The following is a 23288-nucleotide window of genomic DNA, read 5'->3' on the forward strand; positions in this document are numbered from 1 at the left end:
AGGCAGCATTAATGCCGCAGCAACACCTTTAATCGCTGCCCATCCGACAAAAAACATTGTAACACTTGAACTTAATACTGCAGCAAATATTCCTATACCAAAAAGTGCAGCACCAATTACAAACAGTTTCTTTTTACCAACTATGTCCTGAAGTTTGGTACTGAACAGTATCAACGCAGCAGTGATAAGAGTACAAAACGACACAATCATTTGAATAGTACTAACATCAGCATTCAAATCAACAACAATTCGAGAAATGCTAACATTCATGAAGAAAGAGTCCAACACTATAATAAAGGAAGCACAAGCCACAACTATTAACGGAAACCAAGAACTTTCGTTAGCCTTTTCATTCATATTTATTAATCCTCCAACATATTATCTTAAAAAATATTTTAACATTCAAACTTAAACATGAACTTAATTTTATATTTGTTTTCCAAACGATTAAATTTTTTGGATGGAATTTTTACATAATACTGCAAGAACACCACAATTCTGTAAGATTGATTTTCAAATGCATTCTATGAACATCAAATATCAAAGGCCTAACTAAAAACTACATCAATCTAGTTTGAGCATCAATATAGCTAGGCTCATTGACCTCTTTTACAACATCTCCCTCATTAACATCCCCAATCAGCAAGGGCGAATCAGGATTATGCAATTTTTGATTCCTTTTGACCAGCTTCATGTTGCTGTTGGCGTAACAATAATTGCTTGTCATCAATTGTTTATAAATAATTTCAGCATCTTACCCTCAACTTTTCCAATAATACTCAAGTAGTTACCTTTGCATCATTAGTTGGTTCAGGTTATGTCAGTGATTATAGTAGATGTTCAGGATTTGTATTTCCACCATCCCAGTTTCACCCAGTATAGATGAAAATATTTAATTATCATGATTTCTAAAAAAAGTAGTGTAGAGAGAACAAAAGTTATACAACTATCACATGAGTTTTCATATACTTCCTCTCCGAATAATTTTAATTAATAAATATTTTAAATTTCAAGTAATATATAATTAATAGATTTTCCGATAACTGTTTTTCATTTGAATAACTTAAATCCTTGAAAGCCAATATTCAAATATTTCTGAAATTTTTTCATCAAAACAGATGGTCTTATCTTTGTTTTGAGGTATTGCCTGTGCTGAACTTCTGTTTAACCTAATCAATGTGGTGTTCTGATTGTCATATGTCATCTGTTCAAATGGATATCTGATTATTGCAGGTGTGTTAAAGCCAACGCCCAACTCTAAAAATACTATGTTTTTGTCCTCATCTACATGCTCCAGATATCCGGAGTAGTTATTATACATTTCCCCCCATTTTTCATCTTCAACAAATGTATTGTCAACCCTTAAATTCAAGGTAATTTCCTTTCCGCAAACCGGACACTTCGGTATTAAATCAGATGGAATCTTACAATCATTTATGTTTTCAATGGCTTTATAAACAAAATCCCTGTTTGAATATAATTTTTCATGACAAGGTTCGCCACACTGGAAAAGGCCATAGTCTCCCTGTGTTGCAAAAATCCTGTCATCTTCAAAGCCGTTAATCCAGAACTGATGATCGACATTGGTTGTGAGGACAAAATAATCCTTATCCATGACCAGCTCCAACAATTGCCCGTATAATTCGGTTTTGCCAACGGAATACCTGTTCATGTAAACATGGCGAGCCCAGTATGCCCATTTTTCCTCCAAGGTTTTAAATGGATAAAAACCGGAAGAATACATGTCCGTCAAGCCGTATTTTTCAATAAAATCCTTGAAATTGTCTTCAAAACGTTTGCCCGAATATTCTATGCCTGCGGCTGCAGAAAATCCAGCCCCTGCACCGACAAGAATATAATCCGCATCATTGATGGCATCATATGCCCTGTCCAATCTTTTAACGAAATGTTCCATATTCCTCTCCTAAAACAATAAATTCCTGTATGTTTCATAGCTGTCATCTGAAAACACATCAAAGATAACATACTTCAAGCTGGTTTCATTCGAATCCAAATAATCCTTAACAGTACCAACAGCTATTTCAGCCGCCAAATCTCGTGGGAAATTAAACACACCTGTTGAAATGGCACAAAATGCCAATGATTCCAAGTTATTTTGACTGGCTATTTCCAAACATGACACATAACAGCTTTTCAGCGCTTCACAATCCAATTTGGAAGGCCTTGACTCACGAGGGATTGCGGGACCTACTGTATGTATCACATATTTTGAAGGCAGATTATATGCTCCTGTGATTTTGGCCTTGCCCACTTCTTCGTCATGACCCTGCAGCTGCATTATATTGTCACATTCTTCTCTTAGCTGCACACCGGCAGCGGAGTGTATCATGTTGTCAATGCAATTATGAAGGGGAATGAAACAACCCAATAATTTGGAGTTTGCCGCATTTACAATGGCGTCAACCTTTAACGTTACGATATCACCCTGCCAAAGCATAATCTTGCCGTTGACATCCTTGATGTCGTCAACACAAGTCAAATCCTTGCTTAATGTTTCTGCGGTTAAAAATTCATCCTGAACTTTTAAAAATTCATCTGAAATTTTTAAGGGCATTCTTACATTCATTAAAGAGCGAAGCAGACTTCTTTTAGCATCATAATCCTGTGGAATTTCAATAGCTTCATTTCGCTCATCAATTAAGTAATTGATTAAAAAATCCAACTGTTCTTCCCTATTCATTCAACTCTCCTAAATCCATATGTTAATCAATTCCCAATGTGTCCCTAAACAGTTCTATAAATTCCTTAGCTCCATCATCTGTTGCAGATCCATCTTTTTCTAATGTAAATACAGCCAATTCATAGATAATTCTGTTCATCCGTTTTCCTTCCCCAGTCAAATAGTATTCGGTTATTTTAGAGCCCTCTATGCTGGTTTTTGTAACCAGTCCATTAGATTCCAAGTCCTTCAAACAATCTGTCAAAACCTTATTACTCAAATTAGGCTTGCCCTCCTTGAATTCCTTGAATCTTTTCTTGCCGAAGAACAGATCCCTGATAATGAGAACGTGCCATTTTCCCCTGATGATTTTTAATGTTTCATCAACCGGACAGTAATCTCCCTTGAATTTAGCCATGATATCACATTTCCATTTGGATATGAATCTGTCTATTTGTGATTATTTATAAAATTTTAGTTACAAAAAAGTAACTAAACTCTTAAAATCAAAATTGGTAACTTTAAAGTAACAAAAAGCATATATTAGCCATAAAACCAATTTATAATTAATACTAAGCGAAATAAATCGATTTAGTATCAATGAATAAGGTGATATCAATGGAAGAAGTAATCAAATTCTTAACTGAAAACCCACAACAGTATCTCGCAACTACAGGACTTGACGGAAACGCAAAAGTAAGGCCTATTTTATTCTATTTTGCAGAAGATAACAAACCATACTTCTGTACCAGCAACCAAAAGCCAATGTATAAGGAATTGGATGCAAACCCTAACTTTGAAATGACTGCTGCAACTCCTGAATTCCAATGGCTTAGAATTGCCGGAAAAGTAGAATTTATCGATGATTTGGAAATCAAGCAAAAGGTGATTGATGCCAATAATCTTGTAAAGGCATTGTATGAATCTGGAGACAATCCTACATTTGAGGTATTTACCATTAAGGAAGGAAAAGCAACAATTGCCGACTTTTCCGGAGAACCTCCTAAAGTTTATGAAATTTAAATCTGTTAACATTAATGTTAACACATTTCTTTTTTTAACATCAACATCACCAGCGTTATCTTAACAGATTCTCTCAAAAAAGAAGATCTACATTGGATAAACACCTGTTCGCTCTTTTTCATGATTTAACCATGTTTTTAACATCAAATCTTCAAAATTATAATTTCCATCAAAATATTTTATGATTCCTTTATCCTGCAGAGTTTTAATATATTTAGTCAATGTAGCAGGGGACATGTCCAACTTCCTTTCCAGTTCAGACCAGGAAATATCCTCCCTGTTTAACATGGCACAGATTATCCTTTTTTCATACTTATTTAGAGTGCCCCATATTCTAATCCACATCACAAGAATCTGATCCATATTGTTAAGAAAAATATAATCTATCAAATCTTCATCGTAGGTTTCATGAGAGGACAATGCATTATAAAAACTATTGATATACATTGGAATTCCTTTTGTATACTCATAAAAACGATTGAAACCATCATCAGTGAATGTTATTTCCGGGAATCTATCATTGAAATAAGATTTAGTTTCCTGCTTTGTGAAAGGGTCTATATTTATTTGTATCATCCTTCCTCCAAAGGCACCCGTAGCCCCATTTAGCATTTCAATTGCATCTGACGTTTGTGAGATTGATCCGCTCATTACATAGCTAACATTTGATTGGAATTGACTGTAACTTCGAAGCAACCAAAAAAACGATTCGGGGTTTTCCAATTTTTTAAGCATTTGAAACTCATCAATTATAATTATGAACCCATCAATACCATCAATGTTTTCAACAACCTTTTGCGGGTATTCCATTACAAATTTACTGATTTTTTTGTAATTGTCTTCAGTTGCAGGTATTGGTATTTCGGCTATATAGGTGCCTTTTGAAAAGCTGAAATCTTTTATTTTTAATTTGTCAATCAATTTTTTTAAGAGAAAAGTTATTTTTTTGCCATCATTTATTTTGTCATAAATAGTATTGTTCATTTCGTCCAATAATTCCAATAAAACTGATTGTGCAGTCAATTGTGTATCATCAATGCCTACAATTCTAGAAATATCAATATATGAAACTAAGAAATTCTTTTTTGAGTCCTGTTTAAGTTTTTGAAGCAAAAAGGTTTTTCCAACACCCCTAACTCCCCTTATTAACAATGATTGGGAGATTCCTATTTCTAAGGAATTTAAATAATACGCAATCTTTTTAATATCTTCAGTTCGATTATAAAAATATTTGTCGATTTCATTGATTGGAACATATAATGGAACAATACTCATTTAAAACACCTATCTTAAACTATGTGTTTTTAGACATATATACTTTAATAATTTAAAGTACTTCAAATGATTAAAGTTAATAGTGTAACTTCAGATAAATGAAGTAATTAAAATAAATAAAGTTAAACTTTGCACTTCAAATAAATGAAGCGATTATAAAAAACATAATAATCAAATAAATAAAAATCTTTAATAATCAATAATCTATAAAAATAAGGGTAGAGAGACCATAAATATGACAACTATCACATGTCCTTTCATATCGCCTCTCTCCAAATAATTTTATTAGTTAATTAATAATTTAAATTTCAAGATATATATTAATAGCTATTTTTTCTTTTCATTTAACAGTTAGTTTTACATTAACAACAATGATTTTTTCAATATTGGATTCCAATATCGGACGGGAAATTATTTTTGGAATTAATGTTGATATTCAATTAGTAATACATAGTATATAAATGAACTCAAAAAAAGTAATACTTTTATATACTTCAAATTGCAAAATTATAATTAGTAATACTGAGTATATAAATGAACTCAAAAAAAGTAATACTTTTTGGCTGTTTGGTAATTACTGAAATTAATTGTTCAAGGCATTCAAAAATTTGGGTGAACTCTTGAAAAAATTTTTGAGTAATACTGAGTATTTTAAATAAAGCAAAAAAAGCAATACTATTGAGGCGTTTTATATGATTGATGAAATAACCAATTTCCTATTTGGCCTAAAAATGACAATTATTTCAGGCATATTCCTTTTAATATCAATTATTTTCATGATATTAGGAATCAATACTCCAATTTACTTAAATCCTGCATGGGGAACAGTAATAATAAGTGGTATTCCAATGCTGCTTCTGGCAATGACCCGATTGATTCGTGAAAAATGGATTTCTTCAGCCCTATTGATTGCAATAGCTATGGTGGCCTCACTTTTGATAGGAGAGGTATTCGCAGCTGGCGAAGTTGCATGGATTATGGCATTGGGAGCGCTTTTGGAAGACTGGACAGTTGAAAGGGCGAAAAAAGGCTTAAAAAATTTAATTAATCTAACTCCACAAACCGGAAGAAGAATAACCAATGGAATTGAAAAAGTAATTCCAGTAGATGAAATAAAAATTGGTGATATCTTAAGGATTCTTCCCGGTGAAAGCGTACCTGTGGATGGTGAAATTATAAACGGTACTTCATCACTTGACCAATCAATTATGACAGGAGAATCACTGCCAATCGACAAAGAAGTTGGTGATGAAGTATTCTGCGGCACTATGAACCTGTATGGTGCCATTGACATTAAAGCAACCAGTTTAGGTGAAAATTCTTCACTTCAAAAATTAATAGATCTTGTAAAAGCCGCTGATGAAAAACAGGCCCCAACTCAAAGAATTGCAGACAAATGGGCAACATGGCTAGTTCCAGTTGCACTGGCAATTGCAATTGCTGCATGGCTTGTAACAGGAAACATCGAAAGAGGAGTTACTGTTTTAGTGGTATTCTGTCCATGTGCATTAATTCTTGCAACACCGACTGCAATAATGGCTGCAATCGGTCAAGCAACAAAATATGGTGTGCTCATCAAATCCGGTGAAGCGCTGGAAACATTGGGTGGTTTAAATACTTTAGTATTCGATAAAACTGGTACTTTAACTTACGGTAATTTAGAAGTTTCTGATATTATCTCCCTTAGGGATGATTTGCCTAGTGAGGATTTACTTAAAATTGTTGCCTCATGTGAGAAACTAAGTGAACATCCTTTAGCCAAAGCAATTGTGAAATATGCAAAAGAAGCTGAAATTGATATTGAAGAACCACAAGAATTTAAAATGTATCCCGGAAAAGGCGTTACATCAACAAATTCTTATGGTAAGATATATGCAGGAAACTCCAAATTTCTCTCGGAACATAATATTAATGTTGATGTAAATTGTCAATTAGACAAATTAAAACATGAAGGAAAAGCTTCAATAATTGTTGCATTAAACGATGAAGTCATCGGATTGATTGGATTATCTGATATGATTCGTGAAGATTCCAAAGACATGATTGAAAGATTACATGAATTAGGAACTGAAACCATATTGCTTACAGGAGATAATTCAGAAACTGCTAATTACTTTGCCAACCAAGTCGGAATCGGTAAAGTATTTGGCAATTTACTTCCTGAAGAAAAACTTTCATGGATTGAAAAACTCAAAAATGAAGGTAAAAAAGTATGTATGATTGGAGATGGCGTAAATGATGCACCTGCTCTCAAGACTGCCGATGTAAGTGTTGCAATGGGATCAGTTGGAAGCGATGTAGCGATTGAAGCGGCTGACATCACACTTTTAGGTGATGATATAGGAAAGATTCCATATCTAAAAAAACTGTCTAATTCCACATTGTTTACAATCAAATTGAATATCGCAATGTCAATGGCAATCAATGCAGCGGCTATCATCTGTTCTGTATTGGGACTTTTAAATCCAGTAACTGGAGCAATTGTTCACAATGCAGGATCATGTTTAGTGGTTTTAAATGCAGCATTGCTCTATGACAGGCATTTCGATGATTCAATTAAAAAAATCGATACTGAATATACCGAACATTCACATTATCACTTCCACAATGATGGTGAACATACTCACTCCCATGAAAATGTTAAAATCATTGATGAAATCGTTACAGATAATGGAATTAAGCATATGCATACTCACAAGCACTCAATAACAAGACAAAGTTGTGAACTTCATCACAACTAACTTTTTCTTTTTAAGATTACTTAACATTAACATCATCCATTTGCAATTCGAAGATTTAGTTTGAAAAGGCTCATGATATAGCAAAGTTGAATTAAATTTGATCTTCTATATCATTAGTGTTAATGTCAAAAACACATCAGCAAATCAAAGTTTCTAGAATAAGTTTCGTTTTATACGAATTGTTCGTGTTATTTTTGGTTTTCTTTATAAAATGATGATTTTTTAATGGCAATTGATAAGTATCGGCAAATATTTCAAACATTTTTTTAAAACATGATAAACATAAATTTTTCCATGTTTTCATGAAATTCATGTTTTTATATTCTTTTTGGCAGTTACAGTATTATCGCTGGTCTGTTCTACATTAATAATATAATTTTCAGATGCACTGCAGTTTCATTAATATTGCCGGCAGCCAAAGTGGCTATAGTGAACAGAGATAAGGACGTAAATGAAAAGTGTGCATCTTTCTATTTTTTAATAAAATCTCTATAGTAATTCAAAATTAGTCGAGAAGTATTTCAGCAATCCGATTGAATGCCTCTTTTGCTTCGGGAACCATTGGATAAAGAGGATACACGTGGCTCATTTCCTCACCGACAATCAGTTCTGCATCAACGCCATTATCCTGTAGTTTGTTGTAAAATTTGACAATGTCTGGATATATTATTTCGTGGGTCCCTATGAATATTGTGGTTTTAGGAAGCTTATCTACTTCTCCAAATAGCGGACTTACCTTATAGTCTTTAGTGTCCAAATCTCCAGCCCAGGCTTTACCCATTTCACGAGCACCATCCACTCCAAGCATTGGATCATATTCAACCTCATCGTAATCTCCGGACATTGATATGTCAACCCATGGGGATATCAGAATTATGTTTTTAGGTTGAGGCATATCCTTAACTGCCAGATATTCGCAGAATGCTGCAGTCAATCCTCCTCCGGCAGAGTCTCCCATGATTATAATTGGCTTTCCGGTTGTCAACAGGCGATTATACAGTTTTTCAACAATCTCATAGGTTTCTTTGTAGGTATGGTTTGGAGCGAGAGGGTATATCGGAGCGAATACGCACCCGTTGATTTTTTTTGCAAGTCTGTCGCAAAAAGAAATGTGGGGCAGTCTGATTTCATTTACGTATATACCTCCATGAAGATATATGACCATGCGCTCTGTATCTTCAACATCGTTGAAAGTTATCATTTGGCATCCAAACAGATTTTTGCTTTCAACTTTGGTGTGATATATCTTTTTTGGTATTTTGTAGGTTTCATCTTCTTCAGTGGAGCGTTTCTTCAAATACTCATCAGCGGCATCTGCATCATCAATATATTCGCGATGATTTTTTTCTAAAATATTTTCTATAATTTTTGATCTCTTTGACATTTTGATACCTTTTGTGTTGATTGTTATATATTATATTTATTAAATTATATAAAATTATGAATTTATAAAAATGTTTGTCATATTTCTGAATGTGTATCTCAAATCGCTGTTTTTTATTTCAATTTCTTTCTTGTGTTTTTGACATTAAAGGCAAGATTTTAAAGAAATAAAGACTGCAATGATTTACACATGGTTCCCAAGGAGACAGATTATTTAACGGTGAAGACAAGCCGGTTATCATGGGGAGATATCTAACACCTATTTTCGGTGAATGCAACTGTTATGCCCTATGACACCAAGCAGTTCGAAAAAATACAATCATTATCTCAATAACATATTTTGCCTAAGTTAAAAGAAGAAAACATGGAAGTTCGTTTCCAAAAGATTGTGCAAAAGCTTTTCGAATCCTTGCAAAAATTTTATAATTACAAAAAATAAATTTTGTATTAGAGTTTTAGTGCTGAAAATCGATAAGGTTGCGAACAATATCATACGTTTTATACGAATGAAAATCTTTAACTATCATAAGTTCTAAAAAAAAGTAGTGTAGAGAGACCATAAGTATGACAACTATCGCATGTCCTTTCATATAACCTTTCTTCAAATAATTTTATTTAATTAATGGTTTAATTTTTAAGTTATATATAATTAAGTAGTTATTTTCTTTCCGTCTAAGGTCTATTTTTACATTAACTGAATGTTTTCTGATATTAAACAGAATTATATGAACATATTTTTGAAAGTAGATTTTACAAAGCGCCAAAATGTCAACTACATACATTAAAAAGATAATCTCTAACTTTCCGAAACTTTTACAAAAATATCTGAATGAAAAAATTTTTCAAAAATAAAAATAATTCATCCGGTTCCTTGAAAGACGGATTTAATCATTATTCTTCAAAAAAAATAGACGGATTGAAAAAAATCAAGACCTAAATTTTAACATCCATCAATAAATATTTATTTAATTTATTATATAATATAACAATGATTAATGGGAATATCATTTTTCAAGCAAATGCTTATATGGATTATGACAGCTTTGAATTTTAAGGGGATGAGTTCTAGTGAAGAATAATGTTAAATTTATAATGAATCTGGAGGATTGCAATTGCCATGTTATTGAAGAGGCTTTCAAAAAGGCAAAAGGCATTTTCAATTGGCAGCTTGATGAAGATTTCAATGCAATTTTAATCAATGAAGATATTGATTATCGCTTCATTGATGTTTTGGATTTTAAAAAAGATATAGGTGACCTCACAGATTCCTTTTTCAAGTTAGATTTTGACGATTCAATTAATGTGCCTCTTTATAAATTCATAGTTTTAAAGGATAATGATAAATTCAAAATTTTAGCCAATATAAGTTCACTGATATTTGATTACACCTCAATAAACGACTTTTATGAATTATTCAATGATTTAAATAAATCATCTTTAGGAAATGATTTGAATTCACATTATGCTAAAGTTAATGATTACCTCAACTCCCCTGATTTTGAAAAGGATAAAAATTACTGGAAAAATTTTATTTTAAACTCAAGCGAACACGTCAGATTCTATAACCTAAAGGAGGACAACTGCAAAAGCCAAATAATCAATGTCAATGAGGATTCTGTCAACGCTTTCATTAACGATAATGGATGCTCATTATTTGATTTTTATGGAAGCGCATTCGCACTGTACTTGTCACGCATTGACAGGCTTGAAGGAATCCTTTTAAAAACTATTATCCCTCACGAGAACGGGGCTTTGGATAAGAATGCTTTTTTAAAAGTCGATGTTAATCGGGAAGACTCATTTAACGATTTAATTGATGTATTCAAACAGACCTTAGTTAATGCCCTTGAAAAAACAAAAGTTGACATTACCTGTTATTTAGATGAGAACTCATCATATTATTCAATCCATGATTTCACTGATTTAAATAAGAATATTCATGTCTTAAACGGAGATAACTCCGCATTAACCTTAAACATTTATAATGATTCATTGGAGATTATCTACAATTCGAATTTATTTTCAGATATCTACATTAATCATATGGTTGGAAACATTGAAAGCCTGATTGAAGAGATTTCACATTCCCCTAAGCAATTAATTGGAGATATTGATGTACTTTCCGGTGAAGAGAAGGAATTGCTTTTAAAATACTGCAAGGGAAAACGAGTTGAAGTCGATGAAAATAAATTTTTACCACACGCTTTTCGTGAAAATGCCTTGAACAATCCTGATGCTCTTGCAGTGGATGACGGCATCAATAAGATTACTTTCGGGGAGCTTGAAAGGTCAAGCAATTCAATTGCCAATGACTTAAAAGAAAACTATGGCATTGGTCCCGGAACCCGTGTTGCATTAATGCTTATGAGGGATTATCACTTTCCGGAAATTGTATTGGCATTAAATAAAATCAGCGCCACATTCGTTCCGATTGACCTTTTCTATCCCATAAAACGTATCGAATATATGCTTAACCTAAGCCAAAGCGAATATATTATATCCACTAAGGCAATTGCCGATTCCTTTGATTTAAAGCAGAAGGTTATTTATTTGGAAGACCTGAACGATTCGGATGACGTGGACATTGAAATAGCCACTCGAGGTGACGATTTATTCACGATAATATTCACTTCAGGAACTACGGGACTTCCTAAGGGAGTGATGGTTTCCAACAGCCAGATCCCTGGAGTTGGAATATCCTTCAGGGAAATTTTCAACTATTCCGAAGGCGATGTAATAGGTCACTACTTAGGATTTACCTTTGTAGCATCATTTGTAATCTATGCGGCACTCTATTTCGGAGGATGCTGCAGAATATTCAATGAAATGGAGCAGAAAGACAGTTTGCTCTTAATTAAGGAGCTTAAGGAAAATCATTTAAACAGCCTTATTCTGCCTCCAGGCATAGGCATTCCAATTTATGAAAATGAAGACCTTCAATTGGATTATCTCGTATTGGCCGGTGCAAAACTCAATGAATTAAGCAAAAAGGAAAAACCTACCAAGCTTATTAATTTCTACGGAACGACAGAAATAATCTGCGGAATAACTAAAAAATACGATTTAAAAGACATTAAATACAATAACGCACCTTTAGGCAGTCCAGTTGCCAACTCAAGGGTTTACATTTTGGATGATGACAACAATCAGATGCCTATTGGAGTTCCAGGAGAAATTTGCGTTTCCAACAATTTCATGAGTCCAGGATACCTTAACAATCCTGAATTGACAGACGAATTATTTATAGAAAACCCTTTTAGCGACTCCCAAGATAATAAAATAATGTATCGTACCGGAGATATAGGATTTTACAATTTTGACGGTGAAATAGAAATCATCGGACGTGAAGACGATCAGCTCTCAGTCAGGGGATTCCGTATAGAATCAGATGAAATCTTAAGGATAATGAACGGCTTTAATGAGATTTCAGACATTTACCTTGACGTTGACAACGATAACCTGATTGCATATTACACAACTGACGATAATTTAGACATTAATGAAGTAAAAGAGGCTTTAAATGATGAGCTTCCGTATTACATGATTCCGTCCCTGTTCATTGAACTGGACGAGATTCCATTAAATCTGAACGGCAAAATCGATAAATCCAGATTAAAAACCGCAATTAACAGTGAGGACATTGAAATAGCCGATGAGGTTGTAAGTGCTGTTGTTGATGCTTTTAAAGAAGTCCTGAATCTTGATTTTGTCATGATTGATGACGATTTCGTTTCTTTGGGAGGAAATTCACTTTCTGCAATGAAGCTGCAGCTGGCGTTAAAGGAAAAGTTGGGCGTTTATCTCTCATCAAACGAACTTATCGGACTTTCAACGCCAAATGAAATAGCTAATCACATCAAGTTTAACCTGAACGTTCACTCATCAATCGATGATAACAATTACACTTTTGACAAGCCGTGTCCTCTATCTGAATCACAATTAAACGTTTATCTTGACGAAAGCGTTAACGATATGGGTACGGCATACAACAACCCATTTAAAATTGATTTCAGGGACGATTATTCAAGTGATGAAATTAAAAACGCATTAATTAAACTCTTTGAAGTATTTCCTGTTTTAAAGGCACGGATATTAAATGATGATGGAGACCTTTTCTTTGCATTTGACGGCGAGCCTGAAATTAATGAAGGATCAGTTAATGACATCAAATCATTCGTTAAACCTTTCGAATTTGACAAATCCTTATCCAGATTCCTTATTGTTGAAAATGGCTTATGTGCGGATTTCCACCACATGATTTTTGACGGTACGTCACTAAATATTTTATTAAACAGATTAATTTCAATCTTAAGTGGTGAAGAAGTTGATTTTACCGATTACGGAATATTAAGGCAGTTTTCATTTGAAGAAATCATCGATTCCGATTATATGGATGGCGCTAATGAATTCTTTTCCCTCATGCTGGCAGACGTGGATGAGGTCCATGATTTGCTGCCGTCAGTTAATGACGATAATGACGAGTTTGAATTCATCGATTCATTTGATATTGATTTTGATGATTTGAATTCATTTTTACAAAGTCATAACTTGACACATAACCAGTTCTTTTCAAGCGTTTTCGCTTATACCTTATCAAGATTCACAGGTTCGGATAAAATTCTTTTCAACATCATTGAAGACGGAAGAGGACATATTGATTTATCAGACTCCGTAGGAATGTTTGTCAAGACGTTGCCTGTTCTTATTGACTGTTCAAATAAAGATGTCAATTCATTCCTTGATTATTCCTCAGATTTAATCAATTCAGTTATGAAATATGATTTGTATCCTTTCCATACCCTGGCTAATGACTATGATTTGAATTCAAATATCCTATTCCAATATTCCCATAATCTATTTAGTGATGTTATAAATAAAGAGGATTTGAAATATGGTGTTGATGAACTGGATCATGACTTGAATGCCGATTTGTCTTTCTATATTTTCAATAATAGTGATGATAAATTAACAATTCGAATTTTATATTCATCCATATATTCTAAAGATTTCATAGAGCATTTTACTGAATCTTATAAGTTAATTTTGCATGAAATGATTAAAGTTGAGGAATTAGGTAATATTAATTTCACCTCTGATTCTGATCTTGAGTTTTTAGATAGCTACAATCAAACTGAGCATCCCCTGTTTTGTGATGATATTATGGATGCTTTTAATGATAACCTAACAAAACATCCTGAAAAGATATTGGTTTCATATAATGATGTTTCATACAGTTATGGTGAAGGTGCTTTCATAGCGGATGCAATTGGAAAAAAACTGGCCGATTTAGGAGTTGAAGTTCAAGATTGTGTTAGCTTTTTAGTCCCTCGCTCGGAATTATATATGTTTAGTGTTTTAGGTATCATGTCCGCAGGCGGCATCTATGTTCCATTGGATGATACTCTCCCGAATGAACGTATCGAATTCATGATAAAAGATACGAAATCCAAGGTTCTCATTGTCAACGATGATACTTATGAACGTGGATTGAATGTGGCCAAGGATTGCATTATTTTTAATATATCAAATATTGTTGAGGGTAAAATTAAATCTTTAAATGTATTAGATATTAATTATGGTGATTTATCCTGTATATTATATACCAGTGGTAGTACTGGCGTTCCTAAAGGCGTTAAAATCACCAGAAAATCATTAGTTAATTTCATAGATTTCCATGTTAGTGATTTGGACATTCTCCCTGAGGATGTTTATGGCTTATTCGCTTCCATAGGTTTTGATGTTGCGATGGCAGCAATATTTTCTGTAATATATTCAGGTGCCTGCTTAAACGTGATTCCTAATGATATAAAATTAAATATCTCCGCAATGAATAAGCATTTCATGAAACATGGAGTTACACACACATATATAACCACACAAATTGCCAAACTATTTATAAGCCAAATTGAGGAAACCTCCCTTAAAGTACTTGTTGCCGGGGGAGAAAAATTAGGGCAAATAGATGAAATCAGAAATTACAGGATTGTGGATGCATATGGACCAACCGAAGCCTGTGTATATGTAATCAGTGCAGATACAACAAACAAAATCGATTACAGCAGTGTGGGGTATGTGCAAAACAATACAAAAGCATATATTCTGGATAAGGAATTCAGACGTGTGCCGATTGGAGCAGTCGGAGAAATATATCTGTCCGGAATTCAACTAGCTGACGGTTACTTAAATAGACAAGAAGAAACCTCCAAGGCATTCACGGCCAATCCATTTGAAGACAATGAAGAATATAACAGATTGTATTGTACCGGTGATGTTGCAAGGCTGTTGCCTGATGGAACATACGGTATTGTGGGTCGTCGAGACAATCAAGTAAAAGTGAGAGGAAACCGTGTGGAACTGTCAGAAGTCGAAATTACAATCAGAAAGATGGACATCATAGATGATGTTACAGTCAAAACAATCCAAAATGGAGACAACCATGAACTAGTGGCTTATGTTGTTTCATCAGAGAATATTGGTGATGATGAGCTTAAAAATCTTGTCTGTAATCATGTGAGTGAAAATGAACCGGATTATATGGTTCCTTCATTTGTTATCAGATTGCATACCATCCCTTTGAATGTCAATGGTAAAGTTGATAAATCTGCATTGCCTGATGTAGATTTGAGTACTTTGCATGAAGAATATGTTGCCCCAACAAATGAAATTGAAAGACATATTGTTGACGCTTTCGAACTTGTGTTTAATCAAAAAGGCATTGGATTAAATGACAACTTTATTCGTTTGGGTGGAGATTCTATCACTGCAATTCGTGTTATTTCACTTTTAGAGAAAAATGATATTTCCTGCAACGCTAAAGATATATTGAATTATAAAACTCCGTATTTGATTGCGCAAAATGTTCAAAGCATTGAAAGTGTTTCTTATGATGCAGTTGAAGGCTCAATAGATTTGCTTCCTATCCAAGAATTTTTCTTTGATCAAATCAATAGGGATAATTTCTCACAACATTTCATCCTGAAATCCAATGAAAAATTGGATAAAGATACTTTGCAGAAGTCTTTCAATGAATTGTGCAATGTTCATGACATGCTTCGTGTAAGATATGACATTGATGAAAATGGGGATGTGAATCAAGAGATATTGCCTGTGCATACTCAAATTTGCGAGATAAATGAATATGATATCTCTGATGACATTGAAGAGTCACTTAAAGAAATCTTCATAAAATCATTCAATTCATTGAATATGGACAATCTAATTGAAATTAATCTGATTCATCACAAGGATGCTTCCTATCTCATGTTAATTATTCATCATTTAATCATAGACGGAGTAAGCTGGAATATTTTAATCACCGATTTGACACATATCTACAACAGTTTAAAGGCAGGAAAACAAATAAGCCTTTCAAGACCATACCCATATAAAAATTGGGTGGATGATGTTAAGGATTTGCTTAGCAACATTTCCCCTGAAGAAAAAGAACATTGGACTAAAATAAATTCTTTGCTGGATGATTATTCTATAAAAGGCGATGCAAATCCCTTTGCATTTAGAGTTGATGCGAATTATGATATCAATAGTCTTTTGATGTTGTCTGAGGAGGAATATTGGGCTTTGGCAATCGCAAGAGCTTATAAAAAGACATATAGCAAAGACATAATATTCAATCGTGAGACCTACGGTCGTGATGAAAGCATTGCGAAACTAAACAGAACAATCGGCTGGTTCACCAGCCAATATCCAATATTGGTCAATGTGGACAATGCTTATGATGATGTTTCATTAATGAATGATGTTTATAACCTCAAAACTGCATTTAAAGAGGCCAATAATTTGGGTTTGAATTATTACTCATTAATCTACACAACAAAAGAATTGGAATTCAAACCTTGTCCAGTCACTTTCAATTTCTTAAGCAGTGAATTTTCATTTAAAAATGAATTGTTCGAATCATTTATTCCAGAATCATCTCCCGATTATGAGGAAATGAAACAGGATTTGGAATCTTATGGAATCACATTCAATGTTGTGCGCAACGGCAATTCATATGAAATCACTGGAGATTATGCAGGCAACACATATATTGGTGATGAATTCAATGCATTTATTGAAAATATTAAATATGAATTGGAATTCATTGGCAATCATAAATTTGAAGATGATAATGTCGTCTGCTGTTTATCTGAAGCCCAGTTAGGTATTTATTTAGATGAAAAGGTTCATGAAAAAGATGTGGCATATTCAACTACCGGAATTTTTGAATATGGTCATGATAATTCTATTAATGAAATTAAAGATGCCATTCATGCTGTAATCAGGAAGCATCCTATCTTGAAAAGTCGTGTTTTGGATACTGCAAATATGCCTCTTTTAATTTGCGACAGTTATCCAACTGTTGAAATGGTTGACAAAGGGGATTGTCCTGATTTGATTAAACCGTTTGATTTGGATAAATCTTTAGCTCGCTTCTTCATTGTAGATAGTGAAGACAGCAGATTTGTATTCTATGATATCCACCATATGATTAGTGATGCAACTAGTCATACAATCATTAAAAATGAATTAAAGCAGGCTTTGATGGGTGAATTGGATGATGCTATCGATTATGGCTTTGTTTATGCCAGCCATGATTCGTTCGAAACACAATACGGAGAAAAATTTAAATCCGCTCAGGAATTCTTCCATAATACTTTCGCTGATATTGATGACGTCCAGTACTTATTAGGAGATGTCAATGGAAAAATAGGCAGTGTCAGCCTTCCTGTCAGAGACATTCGTGAAAATGTCGAATTATTCACACAAAACAATAACATTACTGTGGGCAGTTTATTGAATGCCGTATTTGCATATACATATTCACGTTTCACAGGCAGTGACAAGGTTTACTATAACTTTACTGAACACGGCCGTCATGAAGATTACATGCAGGATGCTGTGGGCATGTTTGTTCGAACAATACCAGTCATTGTTGGGTGTGAAAATAAATCCGTTAACGATTATGTAACCGATGTGGCTGATTTAATCCTGAAATCAATGGCCAACAGTATTTATCCATTCAGATTGACTGCACGAGAATTTAATTTAAGTAATGACGTTGCATTTGAATATAACTACGATTTGAATGAATTTGAAGTTGGCGACGATATAATAGTTAGGGATGATGCAGACAAGGTCAGCGACTTTTTATGTGTTATTAATGATTTGGAAGACGGTTTTCTCATTACAGTAAGTCATTTGGATAAGTTCAGCAGACATACGGCAATACAATTCGTTAAAGTATTCAAGGAAGTGTTAATCCAAATTTTAGAAAAGGAAAACCTTGAAGATATTGATTATGTTTCCACCGAAGACATTGAACTTTTGGATAGCTACAACAAGACAGAACATCCTTTGGCTTATGAGGATATTCTTGATGCATTCAATGACAACCTTTCCAAATATCCTGAAAACAAGCTGGTTTCATACAATGATGTTTCCTACAACTATGCTGAAGGCGCATATGTAGCCAATGCAATAGGCAAAAGACTTCAAGAATTTGGTGTTCAACCTCAAGACTGCGTTGGATTTTTAGTTCCTCGCTCTGAACTGTACATGTTCTGTATTTTAGGCATCATGTCCGCAGGAGGCATTTATGTTCCTTTAGATGATACTTTACCAGATGAACGTATCAGTTTCATGATAAAAGATACTGATTCAAGGGCGATTATTGCCAGTGATGAAACTTATGACCGCGCAAAAGAGTTGTCTGACGGCATTGCCATTTTAAACATCTCTGACATCCTTAAGGAAGATATAAAATCTTTATCCTCTTTACCTGTGGTTTATGAGGATATTGCTTCCATCCTATATACCAGCGGTACTACCGGAGTTCCTAAAGGTGTAAAAATTACTCGCAGAGCTATTCTTAACGTGGCAACTTACTATGGCGAAACATTCGGATTGGATAGTGATGATGTTTATGGATTGTATGCTTCGATTGGTTTTGATGCTGGAGTAATGTCAATATTCAAGGCCATTTACTCCGGAGCCTGCTTATCTGTAGTTCCGGAAGAAATCAGATACAACATGCATAAGCTCAATGACTATTTCATTGAACAGAATGTTACACATACAATCATTACTACTCCTGTTGGAAAGTTATTTATGCAGACTGTGGATGATTCATCACTGGATTATCTGTTTGTTGGCGGAGAAAAACTTGGAGAATTCGAAAGTCCTGAAAACTATCAATTGGTGGATGAATATGGTCCAACTGAGGGAAATAACTTTATATCTTCAATAAATAATTCAGATAAAATTGATTACTCTTCTGTAGGTAAATTAAATTACAATTCCAAAGCTTATATTTTGGATGAAGAGAAAAGACGTGTACCTTGTGGTGCCGTAGGTGAATTATACCTGGCAGGTTATCAGATTGCTGATGGATACTTGAACCGTGAAGAAGAAACAAACAAATCATTTGTTGAAAATCCTTTTGATGAGGAAGAAGAGTATAATACTTTGTATCGAACCGGAGACATGGTGAGAATATTACCTGATGGATCTTTAGCTATCAAAGGCCGACATGACGGACAGGTGAAAATAAGAGGGAACCGTGTTGAACTTTCTGAAGTTGAAAATGTAATTAGGCAATTGGATTATGTTAGTGATGTTACAGTTCAAGCCATTAAAAAGAATTCCAGCAATGAATTGGTCGCATATGTAGTTCTATCACATGAAATTGACGACGTTAAAGATTCCGTTTGTGATTATGTAACTAAATACAAACCCGAATATATGGTTCCTTCATTTGTAATGGAATTGGATGAAATTCCTTTAAATGTTAACGGTAAAGTCAACAGGTCTGCATTGCCGGAAGTTGATTTGGAAAGTTTGCATGATGAATACGTTGCCCCGACAAATGAAACTGAAAAGCATATTACCGAGGCTTTCGAATATGTATTTAATCAAAAGGACATTGGTATAAATGATGATTTTGTTCGTTTGGGTGGAGATTCCATCACTGCTATTCGCGTTATATCAATCTTGGAGAAAAATGATATCTCCTGCACAGCTAGAGACATATTGAACTATAAAACCCCAAGTCTGATTGCACAAAATGTCCAAATCGTGGAAAGTATTTCATATGATGCAGTAGAGGGTACTGTAGATTTACTTCCAATCCAGGAATATTTCTTTGATCAAGTCACTTCAGATAAGTTCTCACAATATTACATTTTAAAATCCAATGAAAAATTAGACATAGACACTCTACAGGAGTCCTTCAATGAGTTATGCAATGTTCATGATATGCTTCGTGCAGATTACAGTTTAGGTGAGAATGGAGATGTAATTCAAGAGATATTGCCTGTCAATACCAAGATTTGTGAAATAAATGAATATAACATTTCAAATGACTTTGAAGAGTCAATAAAAGACATATTTATAAAATCACTTAATTCTTTAGATGTAGAAAGCAACTTAATTGAAATTAATTTGATTCATCACAAAAGCACATCATATCTTATGTTTATCATTCATCATTTGATTATAGACGGTGTAAGCTGGGATATTTTAATCACAGATTTAACCAATATCTACAACAATCTAAAAGCAGGAAAAGAAATAGAGCTTCAAAGACCATATCCATACAAAAATTGGGTGGAAGACATTAAAAATCTGGTCAATGACATTTCACCTGAGGAAAAACGATATTGGACTAAAATTAATGATTTATTGGATGATTCATCTATTAAGGGCAATGCAAATCCATTCTTCTTTGATGTTGATGTAAATTATGATATTAATAATCTTTTGATGTTGTCTGAAGAGGAATATTTGGCCTTAGCAATTGCAAGAGCATATAATAAGACCTATGGCAAAGACGTGATATTCAAGCGTGAGACCTATGGTCGTGATGAAAGCATTGCAAAGCTTAACAGAACAGTCGGCTGGTTCACTAGCCAATATCCGATATTAGTCGATGTAAACAATGATTATGATGATGTTTCTTTAATGAATGATGTGTATAATATTAAATCTGCATTTAACGAAGCCAATAATTTGGGTTTGAATTATTATTCATTAATCTATACAACAAAAGAATTGGAATTCAAACACTGTCCAGTCACTTTCAATTTCTTAAGCAGTGAATTTTCATTTAAAAATGAATTGTTTGAGTCAATTATTCCAGACTCATTATTGGACAGTGAGGAAACAGACATTTATAAACAGAGTTTAGAAACCTATGGCATTTCTCTCAATGTTTTTCGTGATGGAAATTCATATAGAATTAATGGACAATATGCGGAGAATACCTATATTGGCGATAAATTCAACAAATTCATTGAGAATATCAAATTTGAACTTGAATTCATTGGTAATTATAAATTCAAAGATAATGACATTGTTTGTTGTTTATCTGAACCCCAATTAGGTATCTATCTAGACGAAAAAGTTCATAAAAAAGGTTTGGCTTATTCAAACCCTAGAATATTTGATTGTGATTCTAGCTATACAATCGGCGAAATTGAAGATGCAATTCATGCTTTAATCAAAAAACATCCTATCTTAAAAGGACGTGTTTTAGATACTGCAAATATGCCTCTTTTAATTTGTGATAGTTATCCATCTATTGAAGTAGTTAATGATGAAAATTATTCCGATTTCATAAAGCCATTTGATTTGGATAAGTCTTTAGCTGCTTTTATAATTGTGGATAGCGAAGCCGGCAAGTCCATAATCTATAATGTGCATCACATCATTAGTGATGCAACTACTGCCACACTTATCAATAAAGGATTAGAACAGGCCTTAATGGGTAAATTAGATGATGAAATTGATCTGGGCTTTGTTTACGCTAGTCGTGATTCATTTGAAGTACAATATGACAACAAATATGAATCTGCCCAAAAATTCTTCCAGGATAATTTCGCAGATATTGATAAAGTCCAATACCTTTTAAGAGATGTTGATGGAAAAATTGGTAGTGTCGGCCTTCCTATCAGAGGCGTTCGTGAAAATGTTGAATCGTTCACTAAGAAAAATAATATTACTGTTAGCAGTTTATTGAATGCTGTATTTGCATACACATATTCACGTTTCATAGGCTGCGATAAAGTTTATTATAACTTTACTGAACATGGGCGTCATGAAGATTACCTGCAGGATGCTTGGGGAATGTTTATCAGAACAATTCCAGTTATTGTTGACTGTGAAAATAGATCCGTTGCAGATTATGTAGATTATACTTCTGATTTAATCCTAAAATCAATGACCAACAGTATCTATCCATTTAGATTGCTTGCAAAAGAGTTTGATTTAAACAATAATGTTATTTTCGAGTATAATCATGATTTAAATGAATTTGAGATTGGTGATGAAATAGTATTTAGAGATGATGCAGATGAAGTCAGCGATTTCTTATGTGTTGTTAACGATTTAGAAGATGGTTTTGTTGTTAGCGTAAGCCATTTGGATAAATTTAGCCAAAATACTGCTAAACAATTTGTTAAATCATACAAGTTAATATTAGAACAAATAATTTCTGTTGATAAATTAGAAGAAATCAACTATACTGCAAATGAAGACATTGTCCTTCTAGACAGCTATAACCAGACAGAGCATGATTTGGATTATGAAGATATTTTAGATGCCTTTAATTATAATCTGTCTAATCATCCTGAAAACAAATTGGTTGAGTTCAATGACCTTTCCTACACTTATGCTGAAGGAGCATATATTGCAGATGCAATTGGAAGAAGACTCATTGATTTAGGCGTTGAACCCCAAGACAAGGTCAGCTTTTTGGTTCCGCGCAGCGAACTGTATATGTTCTGCACCTTGGGAGTCCTATCAATAGCTGGAATCTATGTTCCATTGGATGATACCCATCCTAATGAACGTGTGGAGTTCATGATAAAAGATACAGACTCCAAGGTTCTCATTGTCAACGATGAAACCTATGAACGTGGACACAATCTGGCCAAAGACCGTATTATTCTAAACATATCAGACATCATCAACGGTGAAATCAAAACTTTAAATAAACTGGATAATACTTACGGCGATTTGGCCTGCATATTATACACAAGCGGTAGTACCGGCATTCCTAAAGGTGTAAAAATCACCAGAAAATCATTAGTTAACTTCATAGATTTCCATGTTAGTGATTTGGACATTCTCCCTGAGGATGTTTATGGCTTATTCGCTTCCATAGGTTTTGATGTTGCGATGGCAGCAAT

10 protein-coding genes are annotated in these 23288 nt (G+C 33.7%); 3 read left to right on the top strand and 7 right to left on the bottom strand.

Going from position 1 to position 23288, the window contains the following annotated elements; translation table 11 throughout:
• The 5 genes from F3G70_RS03670 to F3G70_RS03685 form a co-directional block, all read right to left on the bottom strand.
• Positions 1–357: MFS transporter (locus tag F3G70_RS03670; protein WP_149731373.1), on the bottom strand; the 357-nt coding region annotated here is incomplete at its 3' end.
• 202 nt (positions 358–559) lie between these two features.
• Entirely contained in the window at positions 560–727 is a 168-nt protein-coding gene (locus tag F3G70_RS12015; RefSeq protein WP_188118080.1) for a hypothetical protein, read from the bottom strand.
• Positions 728–1063: 336 nt separating this feature from the next.
• Positions 1064–1915, bottom strand: coding sequence for a Sir2 silent information regulator family NAD-dependent deacetylase (locus F3G70_RS03675; RefSeq protein ID WP_149731374.1), 852 nt, complete (start codon positions 1913–1915; stop codon positions 1064–1066).
• 9 nt (positions 1916–1924) lie between these two features.
• A complete protein-coding gene (locus tag F3G70_RS03680) occupies positions 1925–2701 on the bottom strand; it encodes a protein-ADP-ribose hydrolase (RefSeq protein ID WP_149731375.1) in 777 nt (258 codons plus the stop codon).
• A gap of 22 nt (positions 2702–2723) precedes the next feature.
• Positions 2724–3098, bottom strand: coding sequence for a winged helix-turn-helix transcriptional regulator (locus F3G70_RS03685; RefSeq protein ID WP_149731376.1), 375 nt, complete (start codon positions 3096–3098; stop codon positions 2724–2726).
• A gap of 200 nt (positions 3099–3298) precedes the next feature.
• Between F3G70_RS03685 and F3G70_RS03690 the strand changes: the two genes are divergently transcribed.
• A complete protein-coding gene (locus F3G70_RS03690) occupies positions 3299–3703 on the top strand; it encodes a pyridoxamine 5'-phosphate oxidase family protein (RefSeq protein ID WP_149731377.1) in 405 nt (134 codons plus the stop codon).
• An 87-nt stretch (positions 3704–3790) separates the two neighbouring features.
• Here the strand turns inward: F3G70_RS03690 and F3G70_RS03695 are convergent, their stop codons facing one another.
• Positions 3791–4978, bottom strand: a complete 1188-nt coding sequence (locus tag F3G70_RS03695) for an AAA family ATPase (protein WP_223166000.1) — start codon at positions 4976–4978, stop codon at positions 3791–3793.
• A gap of 692 nt (positions 4979–5670) precedes the next feature.
• Here F3G70_RS03695 and F3G70_RS03700 point away from each other — a divergent pair.
• Complete coding sequence (locus tag F3G70_RS03700; RefSeq protein ID WP_149731378.1) at positions 5671–7719, top strand: heavy metal translocating P-type ATPase; 2049 nt, start codon at positions 5671–5673, stop codon at positions 7717–7719.
• Positions 7720–8224: 505 nt separating this feature from the next.
• On the opposite strand, the gene F3G70_RS03705 is transcribed toward F3G70_RS03700, so the two are convergent.
• The gene (locus F3G70_RS03705; RefSeq protein WP_149731379.1) at positions 8225–9103 is read right to left on the bottom strand and encodes an alpha/beta hydrolase; all 879 of its coding nucleotides are present in this window, start codon (positions 9101–9103) and stop codon (positions 8225–8227) included.
• Between the two features lie 1067 nt (positions 9104–10170).
• Here F3G70_RS03705 and F3G70_RS03710 point away from each other — a divergent pair.
• The coding region (locus F3G70_RS03710; protein WP_149731380.1) for a non-ribosomal peptide synthetase at positions 10171–23288 on the top strand (13118 nt) is incomplete at its 3' end.

The sequence above is a fragment of the Methanobrevibacter millerae genome, from assembly GCF_900103415.1.
GTDB lineage: Archaea > Methanobacteriota > Methanobacteria > Methanobacteriales > Methanobacteriaceae > Methanocatella > Methanocatella millerae.

What these genes read in the sequence shown, in the direction of transcription:
- F3G70_RS12015 (WP_188118080.1), bottom strand. Translation starts at nt 727, where the DNA reads ATGACAAGCAATTATTGTTACGCCAACAGCAACATGAAGCTGGTCAAA.
- F3G70_RS03675 (WP_149731374.1), bottom strand. Translation starts at nt 1,915, where the DNA reads ATGGAACATTTCGTTAAAAGATTGGACAGGGCATATGATGCCATCAAT.
- F3G70_RS03680 (WP_149731375.1), bottom strand. Translation starts at nt 2,701, where the DNA reads ATGAATAGGGAAGAACAGTTGGATTTTTTAATCAATTACTTAATTGAT.
- F3G70_RS03685 (WP_149731376.1), bottom strand. Translation starts at nt 3,098, where the DNA reads ATGGCTAAATTCAAGGGAGATTACTGTCCGGTTGATGAAACATTAAAA.
- F3G70_RS03690 (WP_149731377.1), top strand. Translation starts at nt 3,299, where the DNA reads ATGGAAGAAGTAATCAAATTCTTAACTGAAAACCCACAACAGTATCTC.
- F3G70_RS03695 (WP_223166000.1), bottom strand. Translation starts at nt 4,978, where the DNA reads ATGAGTATTGTTCCATTATATGTTCCAATCAATGAAATCGACAAATAT.
- F3G70_RS03700 (WP_149731378.1), top strand. Translation starts at nt 5,671, where the DNA reads ATGATTGATGAAATAACCAATTTCCTATTTGGCCTAAAAATGACAATT.
- F3G70_RS03705 (WP_149731379.1), bottom strand. Translation starts at nt 9,103, where the DNA reads ATGTCAAAGAGATCAAAAATTATAGAAAATATTTTAGAAAAAAATCAT.